This window comes from Micromonospora sp., assembly GCF_048594385.1.
Taxonomy (GTDB): Bacteria; Actinomycetota; Actinomycetes; order Mycobacteriales; family Micromonosporaceae; genus Micromonospora; species Micromonospora wenchangensis.
The window spans coordinates 1-11,028 of the sequence record NZ_JBMDWU010000102.1; the positions used below are offsets into that span (position 1 = coordinate 1).

The window sequence follows — 11,028 nt, forward strand, 5'->3', positions numbered from 1 at the left end:
GGGGGGGGGGGTCTCGGTGTGCATCCCGCCCCCCGCCCCCCCGCCCCCCCCCGGGCCCCGCCCCCCCCGGGGGGGGGGGGCGGCGCGGACCCGACGGCAGCCGGGCATTTACATTTAACAAACTTAACTGCTAGCCTCCCCGCCATCGACGAGGAGGTATGTCATGCGACTTCGACCAGGGACGACGGCCGTACTGGCCGGCGCGGTGCTGCTCGCCGCCGCGCTGCCCGCCGCGAACGGCGTCGCCGCGCCGGCCACCGTCACCGCCGGCACCCTCGCGGCCTGCTCCGCACCGGCCTGGGCCGAGGGCGTCAGCTACCCGGCGGGCACCCGGGTCAGCTACCTCGGCCGCCTCTACGAGTCGCTGGTGACCCACACCCCGCCGGCCGGCGCCGGCTGGAACCCGGCCGCCGTGCCGGCGCTCTGGCGCGACCTCGGCGTCTGCACCGGCACCCCCGCCCCCACCCCGACGCCCACCCGGCCCCCGTCGCCGACCCCCACCCCCACCCGGCCCCCGACCCCGACACCCACCCCCGGCACGACCACGCCGCCGCCCGACGGCACGGGCTGCGCGCTGAAGTCCCGTCCGGCCGGCAAGGTGCTCCAGGGCTACTGGGAGAACTGGGACGGCGCGGCCAACGGCGTCCACCCGCCGCTGGGCTGGATACCGATCACCGACGCCCGGATCACCGGGCACGGCTACAACGTGGTCACCGCCGCCTTCCCGGTGATCCGCGCCGACGGCACGGTGCTCTGGGAGGACGGGATGGACGCCACCGTCCGGGTGCCCACCCCGACCGAGATGTGCCAGGCCAAGGCCGCCGGGCTGACCCTGCTGCTGTCGATCGGCGGGGCCACCGCCGGCATCGACCTCGGCTCGGCGGCCGTCGCGGACCGGTTCGTCGCCACCGTCGTGCCGATCCTCAAGCGGTACCACTTCGACGGCATCGACATCGACATCGAGACCGGGCTGACCGGCAGCGGCGACATCACCCGGCCGTCCCCGTCGCAGGCGAACCTGATCCGCATCATCGACGGGGTGCTGGCCCAGATGCCGGCCGGCTTCGGCCTGACCATGGCCCCGGAGACCGCCTACGTCACCGGCGGCAGCGTCACCTACGGCTCCATCTGGGGGGCGTACCTGCCGGTCATCAAGCGGTACGTCGACAACGGGCGGCTCTGGTGGCTGAACATGCAGTACTACAACGGCAGCATGTACGGCTGCGCCGGTGACTCGTACCCGGCCGGGACGGTGGCGGGCTTCACCGCCCAGACCGACTGCCTCAACGCCGGCCTGGTCGTCCAGGGCACCACCATCCGGGTCCCGTACGACAGGCAGGTGCCCGGCCTGCCCGCGCAGCCCGGTGCCGGCGGCGGCTACCTCGCGCCGGCCTCGGTGGCGCAGGCGTGGAACACCTACCGGGGCGGCCTCAAGGGGCTGATGACCTGGTCGGTGAACTGGGACGGCTCCAAGGGCTGGACCTTCGGCGACAACGTCCGCACGCTCCAGGGACGCTGAGCCCGACGGGTCGGGGCCCCGCCCGCAGCGGGGCCCCGCCCGGCGGGAGCATTCCGGGAATGACAGCCGACCCCGTACCCGCGCCGCCGATGACCTACCGGCAGGTCCTCACCACCCGCAACGTGCCCCAGCTACTGCTGTCGGCCTCGTTGTCCCGCCTGGCGTCCGAGATGCTGTTGTTCGTCGTCGTGCTCTACGTCCTCGCGCGGTTCCGTTCCCCGGTCCTGGCCGGGTTGAGCGGGTTCTTCCTGACCCTGCCCGGCTTCCTGGTCAGCCCGATGGCCGGCGCGCTGCTCGACCGGGTGGGCGCCGCCCGCGCGGTCATCCTGGACAACCTCGTCAGCGCCGTCCTCATCGGTCTGATCGCGCTGGCCTCCGTGGGCGGCCGGCTCACCCCCGCCGTGCTGCTGACCCTGCTGGGGCTCTTCTCGTTGACCAGCCCGCTCAGCGCGGGCGGGATCCGGACGCTGATCCCCCGGTTCGTGCCCGACGACGCCTACGACCGGGCCAACGCGCTGGACCTCAGCACCTACTCGGTCATCGAGGTCGTCGGTCCGCTGGTCGGCGGTGCCGTGATCGCGCTGATCGGCCCCGACCCGGCGCTGGTGCTGGTGGTCGCGATGTACGTCCTGGCCGCGCTGAGCCTGCTGCTGCTGCGAGGGTCGGCCGCCGAACCGCCCCGGACGCGGCGTCGGCACCTGCTGCACGAGGCGTGGGAAGGCGTCAGTTATCTCGTCCGCGACGCCACCCTGCGCGGTCTCGCCCTGTCCTACTCCTGCTACCAGGTCACCTTCGGCATCCTCGTCGTGGCGGTGCCGGTCTCGGTGGCCCAGCGGGTCGGCGGCGCAGGGCACACCGAGCAGTACGCCGGCGCGCTCTGGAGTCTGGTGGGTCTGTGTGGTGCGGCCGGTGCGCTGGCCGCCGGACGACTGCTGCGGGCCGGCCGCGAACGGCTGCTGCTGATCGTCACCACGGTGCTGTCCGCCGTCGCGATCTACCCGTCGGGCGCCATCGCGACGCTCGCCACCCTGGCGGTCGGGCTGGCGCTGTTCGGCCTGCTGGAGGGCGCCCTCAACGTGGGTGTGCTGTCGCTGCGGCAACGGCGGACCGATCCCGCCCGGCTGGGCCGGGTCATGACGGTCTCCATCAGCGTCAACCTGATCGGGTTCCCGGTCGGCACCGCGCTCGGCGGGGTCCTGGTCGAGCGCTCCGGGTCGCTCGCGTACGCGGTCGCGGCGGGCTTCGCGCTCCTCGCGGCGCTGTGGGGCGCCCTGGTCATCCCCCGCGAGCCGGCCGGGACACCCCCGGTCAGAGCCGGGCGCCCACGTCGACGCCGTTGGCGGGGCGCAGGAAGTCCGACGTCGGGACGGATCCGTCGGCGGCCCGGGGGCCGGTGACCGTCGACGGGTCGGTGCTGGCCAGTGGCCAGGTGCCGCCGAGGTCCCAGGAGTTGCCGGCCCCGGTCGAGGAGCCGGGCGACACCTCCGGGGAGTTGCCGACCGCGAGGTTGCGGTGCAGCTGGGCGGCGGAGTGGGAGACGTCGAAGCCGGCCTTGCCGTTGCGCCACGCGGTGTTGCGGTCGAAGACCAGCGCGCCCGGGTTGCCGTTGTCGATGAAGCCGCCGGCCGAGTTGCCCCAGGCCATGCTGTTGCGGGTGACGTGGTCGACGGCGGGGCGGGGATCGTTGCCACCGCCGTGCTTGAAGCCGTTGCCGTCACCTGCGTAGTCGGGCAGGTCCCAGTAGTTGTAGCCGTTGTCGTAGGCGACGCTGTCCTCGATCAGGATGGGCGACAGGAACAGCCAGGCGTCGAACCCGTCGTCGGAGTTGCGCCACAGCCGCGCGCCGCGTACCTGGTTGTCGAGGCCCGAGCCCTCCTTGATGGCCAGTCCGTCGGCGCTCTCGCCGTTCTTGCGGGGGTCCCGGTTGCCGTAGCTGTCCAGGTTGACGATCCGGTTGCCGCTGGACGCGCCCTGCAGGTGCAGGCCGGACTCGTAGTTGTCCCGGGTGACCAGACGCTCGTACCTGCCGTAGTTGGTGTCCACCCCGAAGATCCCGTACGGACCGTGGACGATCTCCAGGCCGACGAACCGCCACCAGTCCGCCTCGACGTGCAGCACACCCCGGTCGGCGCGGGGGATGCTGGCACCCACCGCGGCCGGCGTGTACGGCATGTTCTCGCCGTCGATGACCACCTTCTCGCCCTGGTAGCTGGTGAGGGTGATCGGGTGGTACCCGGTGCCGTCCTTGAGGATCTTGATGGTGCTGGTGGGCGCGTAGGTGCCGCCGCGTACCGCGATGGTGGTGCCGGGCTGGGCCAGGTCGTGCGCGCGTTGGATGGTGCGCAACGGCCGGGCCAGCGTGCCGGGGTTGGCGTCGTCGCCGTCGGTGGCCACCACCAGCACGACGGTCCCGGGCGGCGGCACGGTGGGTGGCGGGGTCAGCGGTGGTGTGGTGGCCGGCGGGGTGCTGCTCGGTGGCGGGGTGTCGTTGTGGACCGGCGGTGTGGTCGGCGGGATGTCGACGTTGCTGACCAGGACGTCGTCGAAGGACGCCGACGAGTATGTGGTCTGCACCCCGATCCGGCCGGCCCCGATCAGCGGGTTGGTGACCTCGCCGACGAAGACCCCGTCGACGCGGCCCCGCACGGTGCTGCCGGTGACCTCGACGGCGAGGGTGTGCCAGGTGCCGGTGGCCACCGGGTGGGAGATGCCGGCCAGCACGGTGACCGTGCCGCCGTTCACCGCCTGCAACTGCGCCCGGTCGTCGGGCAGCAGCGCCAACCGGTAGTAGCGCGTCGACCCGGCCGCGCGGGCCAGCAGGCCGACCTGGCTGCCGGGGCCGAGGCTGAGCGGCTTCACCCGGGCCTGGACGGTGTAGTCGGTCCAGCCGGCGTTGCCGGCGAAGAGCCGGGCGTTCCCGCTGCCCGCGTCGGACTGCCGCAGCGCCGGGGATCCGTCGGTGACGACACCCCACGTCCCACCCGACCGGGACCAGCCGGCGGTGTCGCCGTCGGTGAAGTCGTCGCTGAACATGGTGGCGGCCGAGGCGGTGGTTGCCGGCCCGGCCAGCAGGGCGGCCGTGGCGGTGAGCACGGCGGCGACCAGCGGGGCCAGCCGGTGCAGCGGGGACGGGCGCATGGGGCGTACCTCCGGCGGGGTGGGCGGCGCGGAGCAAGAATGCGCTTTCCGGACGATACGAGAGGGCATCGACATCCGTCAACCTGGCAGGGTCGACCCGACCGGAGGTCCAACGACGCGGCGGCCGACCCCCGGGGAAGGGGATCGGCCGCCGTGGTCAGCCCGGCGTCACCGCCAGGTGTCGTTGGCGCTCCACGAGCCGGTGGACCCGACGGTGCCGCTACGGTTGCCACCGGACTCCCAGGTCACCGTGCCGTTCGGGTTCTTCTTGAGGTACTTGTACTCGAACGTCGTGTTCGCCGGCAGGGCGACCGTGGCCCGCCACAACGGGTAGGCGGCCGAGGAGAGCGCCACCGCGTTGGCCGGGTTCCACGAGCCCAGCGCCGCGACGCCGCCCACCACGTAGACGTTCTGCCCGTACGTGGTGGTGGCGTTGACGGTGAACGACGCCCCCTGGGTGCCGGCCGGGTCACCCCGGAAGGTGTCGGTCACCGAGGAGGTGCCGCCGCTCGGCGTGGTCAGCGTCCGGTTGCTCCCCGACTCCCAGGTCACGACGCCGGCCGCGGTCTTCTTGAGGAACTTGAACTCCACCGTCGAGGACGCCGGCAGGGTGACCACCGCCCGGTACGTCCCACCGCCCTGCGCGGTCAGCGGGACGGCGGCGGCCGGGGCCCACGAGCCCAGCGCCGGGACGCTGCCGACGACGTAGGCGCTCTGGTCACCGGTCAGCGTGGCGGTCACGGTGAAGGTGGTGGCGACCGTGCCGGCCGGCGCGGTCGGCGTCGGCGTGGCGCTGGCGGTGGGCGTCGGGGTGGCCGTGGGGGTGGTCGACGGGCCGCCCTTCGCGTTGACGTGCAGCGCCACCGCGCCGTTGGCGGGGATCTGCACGGTGGCCCGGCCTCCGCTGACGGTCACCGTGGTGCCGGTGCAGCCGGCCGTGCCGCGCGCTCCGGAGATCACGTCGCAGTACGACCCGTCGGCCAGGCCGGTGGTGAAGGTGGCGGTGGTGGCGGAACCGGAGTCGTTGATCCCGATCCAGGCCCGGTCGCCCCGGTGGAAGCCGATGACGTTGCTGTTGACCACGGTGAAGTCGGAGACGCTCCTGACCGACTTCGCGGCGTTCGCCCAACCGACCATGCCCTTGATCCCGGTGGACCGGGTCAGGCAGTTCCAACTGCCGCCGCAGACGGTGTCGGTGACGTACCCGTTGCCGTCGGCGGGTGGCGACTGGTTGCGGTTGGACCAGGTGAAGCTGTCGTAGACCGACGGCTTGCCGTGCGGGTAGGCCAGCGCGAAGTAGTTGGCCAGCACGTAGTCGCTGCCGTCGCGGTAGGACAGCACCACCCCGTCGCGTTCCAGGTCGTGGTTGGTGACCATGGCGAACACGTTGGCGCTGGGCGCGTCGAGGTTCCAGCCGCCGACGTTGGCCAGGTTGGCGATCGAGCCCTGGAACGCGGACTTCAGGCCCTTGGCGTACCCGAAGTCGAGCACGTCGCCGTTGCCGGTGAAGGCGCGCGCCTTGAGCGCGTCGTTGCTGGCCCCGTCGAAGATCTCCTGGGCGACGTACGGTCGCTTGTTCTCGGCGGTGGTGTTGCGCACCTTGCCGAGGATCGCGGCGAAGTCGTCCTTCTTGACGTGCTTGACCGCATCCACCCGGAAGCCGTCGACACCGAGGCCGACCAGGTCGTTGAGGAAGCCGGCGATCTTGGTGCGGACGCTGTCCTTCTCGGTGTAGAGGTCGGTCAGGGACAGCAGCTCGCAGCTGGTCACCTGGGCCTCGTTGTTCCAGTCGTTGATCGCACCGGAGGTCGGGCAGTTGTCCCCCGGGCGGTGGAAGTCGCCGGTGCCGTAGGGCACGGCGGGGAAGCTGTAACCGGGGCCGGAGAAGTCGGTGCCGGCGTACCCGACGACCGACTCGGGGTTGTTGGCGCCGGCCATGTGGTTGACCACCGCGTCGACGTACACCCGCACGCCGGCGGCGTGGCAGGTGGTGACCATGTCGGCGAACTGCTGCCGGGTGCCGAACCGGCTCTCCAGCCGGTAGGAGACCGGCTGGTAGACCTCGTACCAGGGGTGGACGCCGTCGGCGCTGCTCGGCAGGCTGACCGACTCCTGCGGCGGGGCGACCTGCACCGCGCCGTAGCCGGCCGGGCCGAGGTGGTCGGTGCACGCGGCGGCGACGGAGCGCCAGTTCCATTCCCAGAGGTTGGCGGTGACCTCGCTGTCGTTGAGGGCGACGGCGGCGGAGGCGGGAACGGTGGCCGGCAGAGCGCTCAGGCCGGCGAGGGAGGTGGCGGTGACGGCGAGGGCGAGGAGACCCCGTCGCAGACGGGCTCCCCGGGAGACGCGGGGTGTGGACATCGGGAGTGGACCTACTTCCGGGGGTCGAAGAGGCGCTTGGCGGTGGGACGGCCGTCCGGTGGAGAAGACGATGCGGCATCGATGAAAGGTTTTGCAAGACCTTGCGGCAAACTTTTCGACATCCGCCGGCAATGATCCGTAAGGAGTTGCAGCGTGCGGTGTTCCGGCCACCCGACGTCGCCCGCGCTCCACACCGGGGTTTGCCCTGCGTCGCGCCGGGAACCCGGCGTCGTCCGTACCGTGACGAGGGGGTGCCGTGACCCGTCCGCCCACCGGCCGGGCCGGCACCGCATGGCACCGGTGACCACGTCGTTACGCCGGGGCCTGCGGCCGGTCACCGAGTCCACCCGGGTCAGCACCGCCGAGGTCTTCTTCGACCTGGTGTTCGTCTTCGCGTTCCTCCAGGTCACCACCCTGATGATCGCCGAGGACAACGACCTGGGCGTGCTGCACGGGCTGCTCGTGCTGAGCCTGCTGTGGTGGTCCTGGTCGCTGTTCGCCTGGCTCGGCAACCGGGTACGCGCCAACTACGGCATCGCCCGGCTCACCCTGCTGGCCACCACCCCGGTGATGTTCGTGCTCGCCGTCACCACCCGGGAGGCGTTCCAGGACTCACCGGGCGGGATCGACACGCCGCTGTGGTTCGTGGGCTGCTATCTCGCCGTACGGTGCTGCTACCTGATCCTGCGGCTGTACTCCTCGCCGCAGCTGCGGGCCCGCGACGTCCTTGCGCTCACCGTGCCCCCGGTCGTGGCAGCCGGGCTGCTGACCGGCGCGGCGCTGCTGCCGCGCACCGCGCTGCCCACCGACCGGATGCTCGCCGCGCAGGTGCTGCTGTGGGTGCTGGCCGGCATCGTCGACTATGTCGCCGGCCAGGCCCTGCCGCTGCCACCACGCATGATCTTCTCTGCCCGGCACTGGACCGAACGGCACAACCTGATCGTCATCGCCGCCCTCGGGGAGGTGTTGATCGCGGTCGGCATCGCCGGCTCACAGCTGACCAACTCGATCGGCCTGCTGACCGCCTCCGCCCTCGCGGTGGTGGTGGCGGGCGCCCTTGAGTGGATCTACATCGACCTGTCGACGCTGGTCGGTGAGCACGCCCTGCGCGCCGCCCCACCGGCCGAACGGGTCGTGCTCGCCCGGGACTGCTACTCCTTCCTGCACCTGCCGATGATCGCCGGCATCATGCTGCTGGCCCTGGGGTTCAAGCACATGCCCTCCCTCGTCGGGGAGGCCGACACCTACACCGGCGGCCAGCCCCTGGACCACACCGGCCGCTACGCGCTGTACGGCGGCGTGGTCACCTTCCTGCTCGCCCACGCGACGTTCCAGTGGCGGCTCAGCCGTACCTGCCGGAACCTGATCTGGCCCCGGCTGGTCGCCGCCGCGACGCTGCTCGCCCTGCTGCCGGCCACCGCCGGCATCCCCGCCCTACGGGCGCTGGCCTGGCTGGCCCTGGTCTGCCTGGCCACCGCGGTCACCGAGTACCTGGTCAGCCGCAGCGAACGACGTCGGCTACGCCGGGCCCTCGTCGACGAGCACGAGGCCAGTTGCCCGCACGGGCCGGGCCGGGCGGTCTCCTGACCGGTCCGGCCGCCCACGTCGGCATCCGACGCGGACGGCCGGACCGGCGGATCACCGCCGGTCAGCGTCCCGGCGTCGGGGTGCTCACATCGGGTTCCAGCCGTCGCTGCCGGCAAGGTAGCGCTGCGGCGTGTAGGTGGCCGCCTGGGCGTCACTGAGCTGGGGACGGTTGCCGTTGGTGCCGGCGCCGGGCCCGGTGTTGCGGTACTCGCGGAACCGCGCGTTCTGCCACACGTTGCCGGACATGTCGGTCCAGGGCTGGGCGGTCTTCATGGTCGCGCTGAGCGTCGACTCGCGGTAGAGGACCTGGGCGTCCGGCCCCCACGGGCGGCCGAGCTGGGTGGTGTTGTTCGTCGCCCCGGTGATCGTCGACCGGTAGATCAGCATCCCGTACGTCTTGCTGGCCGGCGTCCGGGCGGCGGTGATCGGTCCACCGGTCGACCGCTTCTCGTAGATCGAGGTGCCGTCGATGACGATCGTGCCGCCGCCGAAGATGAAGTCGACGGTGCCCTCCACGTAGGAGCCGACCACGTACGCCCGGGTCTTGTCGTTGACCAGGAAGGTGTCCTGGTCACCGAGGAGCCGGACGTTGCGCAGCACCGCCCGGTCGGCGTTCAGGTGCAGCGCCACCGCCTGCTGGTCGACCCCCGAGGAGTTCTCCACGAAGTCGTTGGCGATGGTCAGGTTCTCGGCGACGAAGTTCGCCCCGTCGACGAACATGCTCGCGCTGTTGAAGGTGCCGTAGGTCGTGCCGTCCGGCTTGCGGGTGCCGGCGGAGTTGTTGAAGACGAGCACGACGTTCGACGGTGCCGTGCCGAGGCCCCGCAGGGTGACGTTGGTCTTGTTCGACGCCACCCGGACGACCTCGCGGTAGGTGCCCGGCTTGATGGTGATCGTGGTCCGGCTGGAACTGTTCGCCGGCACCGCGTCGATGGCGGCCTGCACCGTGCGGTACCTGCCGGTGCCGTCCGAGGCGACCGTCGGCGTCCCGCTGGTCGGCGGTGGGGTGGTCGGCGGAGGCGGGGTGGTGGGTGGCGGCGTCGTCGGGGGCGGGGTGGTGGGTGGCGGGGTGGTCGGCGGTGGCGGGGTGGTCGGCGCGGCGGTGGTGGGGGTGGTCGTCCCGGTGCAGGCCGTGCCGTTGAGCGTGAAGCCGGCGGGGTCGGGGTTGCTGCCGGTCCAGGTGCCGTTGAACCCGACGTCCACCACGCCGCCGGTGCCGATGGCGGCGTTGTAGTCGAGGTTGGTGGCGACGACGGCGCCGCTGGCCGGGCTGGCGGTGAAGCCCCACGCGCTGGTGATGGTCTGCCCGGCGGGGAAGGTCCAGCCGAGCCGCCAGCCGTTGACGGGGTCACCCAGGTTCTTGATCGAGATGGCGGCGGTGAAGCCACCGGTCCACTGGGCGCCGACCTGGTAGGTGACCTGACAGCCGGCGGCGGCCTGCGCCGAGACGGCGGTGACGACACCGGCGACGAGGGTGGTGGTGACGGCGGTGGCGACGATCGACGCCGCCCGCCGGGTGCGATTTCTCACGAGCGAACTCCCCGGGGTATCCGAACACGGACCGCCGTGGGAGCGCTCACACGAGCCTCGCACACCCGGTCTCCGCTGTAAAGCGTCACCGACCGGGCACTCCCGGTGGGCGCGGGCCCGTCCGGTCACCCGGTGCTGATCATCCTGTCGGTCGGGCCTGTTACGGTCGCGCCGCTGTCACACCAGTCGAGCCGGAGGTAGGCGTGATCCGTTCGCACTTGTCGTCGTTCGCCGGAATGCCGGTGGTCCCCTTCACACCGGGGATGACACTGCCCGACGATCCGTCGGCCGTCGCCTGGCGGCTGGAGGTCGAGGACTTCGAGGCCGAGCCGGAGGAGTTCGCCGGCCTGGTCGCGGCGCTGCGGGCGGAGGTGCCCGGCGAGTCGGTCCGCGCCCTGGTGATCGGCGAGTGGGGCTCGGCGTACGAGCGGGCCCTCCCGGTCGACCTGCTGGCCGACGCCGCGAAGGACTGGACCGCCCTGCGCGCGGTGTTCCTGGCCGACCTGGTCAGCGAGCAGTGCGAGATCTCCTGGCTCACCCACGGCGACCTCACCCCGCTGCTGACCGCCTACCCGCAGCTGGAGACGCTGTGGGTACGCGGGGCCAACGAGCTGACCCTGCAACCGGTGCGCCACACCGGGCTGCGGGAGCTGGGCTTCCAGACCGGCGGCCTGCCCGGTGCGGTGACCCGCGCGGTGGGCGACAGCGACCTGCCCGCCCTGCGCCGGCTCGACCTGTGGCTCGGCCGGCAGGACTACGGCGGCGACACCGGCGTCGACGACCTGGCCGCGATCCTGACCGGCGACCGGCTGCCCGCGCTGCGGCACCTGGCGGTCTGCAACGCCGAGTTCGCCGACCACGTCGCGCGGGCGGTGGCCACCGCCCCCGTGGTG

Annotated in this window: 7 protein-coding genes; 4 read left to right on the plus strand and 3 right to left on the minus strand. The window is 72.3% G+C overall.

All coding sequences use genetic code 11. The annotated features are described in order from the left end of the window. The first annotated feature begins 163 nt into the window (after window positions 1-163). Window positions 164-1,519 carry a carbohydrate-binding protein gene (locus ACOJTC_RS04575; protein ID WP_420115876.1) on the plus strand — a complete coding sequence of 452 codons (1,356 nt, stop codon included), beginning with the start codon at window positions 164-166 and terminating at the stop codon, window positions 1,517-1,519. A gap of 59 nt (window positions 1,520-1,578) precedes the next feature. Further along, window positions 1,579-2,916, plus strand: coding sequence for an MFS transporter (locus tag ACOJTC_RS04580; RefSeq protein WP_420115877.1), 1,338 nt, complete (start codon window positions 1,579-1,581; stop codon window positions 2,914-2,916). Here ACOJTC_RS04580 and ACOJTC_RS04585 read toward each other — a convergent pair. Beyond that, entirely contained in the window at window positions 2,828-4,657 is a 1,830-nt protein-coding gene (locus ACOJTC_RS04585) for a right-handed parallel beta-helix repeat-containing protein (protein WP_420115878.1), read from the minus strand. The two genes, ACOJTC_RS04580 and ACOJTC_RS04585, sit on opposite strands and share 89 nt — an antisense overlap. A 168-nt stretch (window positions 4,658-4,825) precedes the next feature. Beyond that, the gene (locus ACOJTC_RS04590) at window positions 4,826-7,018 is read right to left on the minus strand and encodes a carbohydrate-binding module family 20 domain-containing protein (RefSeq protein ID WP_420115879.1); all 2,193 of its coding nucleotides are present in this window, start codon (window positions 7,016-7,018) and stop codon (window positions 4,826-4,828) included. A gap of 300 nt (window positions 7,019-7,318) precedes the next feature. Between ACOJTC_RS04590 and ACOJTC_RS04595 the strand changes: the two genes are divergently transcribed. Further along, window positions 7,319-8,605: a low temperature requirement protein A gene (locus ACOJTC_RS04595; RefSeq protein WP_420115880.1), complete on the plus strand. Its 1,287-nt coding sequence runs from the start codon at window positions 7,319-7,321 to the stop codon at window positions 8,603-8,605. Window positions 8,606-8,689: 84 nt separating this feature from the next. Here the strand turns inward: ACOJTC_RS04595 and ACOJTC_RS04600 are convergent, their stop codons facing one another. Further along, window positions 8,690-10,135 (minus strand): pectinesterase family protein, encoded by a 1,446-nt coding sequence (locus ACOJTC_RS04600; protein ID WP_420115881.1) that lies wholly within the window; start codon window positions 10,133-10,135, stop codon window positions 8,690-8,692. 203 nt (window positions 10,136-10,338) lie between these two features. Here ACOJTC_RS04600 and ACOJTC_RS04605 point away from each other — a divergent pair. Beyond that, a partial coding sequence (locus ACOJTC_RS04605) for a leucine-rich repeat domain-containing protein (RefSeq protein ID WP_420115882.1) occupies window positions 10,339-11,028 on the plus strand: 690 nt, incomplete at its 3' end.

Coding starts and splice junctions, on each gene's coding strand:
- ACOJTC_RS04575 (WP_420115876.1), top strand. CDS start 164: ATGCGACTTCGACCAGGGACGACGGCCGTACTGGCCGGCGCGGTGCTG.
- ACOJTC_RS04580 (WP_420115877.1), top strand. CDS start 1,579: ATGACAGCCGACCCCGTACCCGCGCCGCCGATGACCTACCGGCAGGTC.
- ACOJTC_RS04585 (WP_420115878.1), bottom strand. CDS start 4,657: ATGCGCCCGTCCCCGCTGCACCGGCTGGCCCCGCTGGTCGCCGCCGTG.
- ACOJTC_RS04590 (WP_420115879.1), bottom strand. CDS start 7,018: ATGTCCACACCCCGCGTCTCCCGGGGAGCCCGTCTGCGACGGGGTCTC.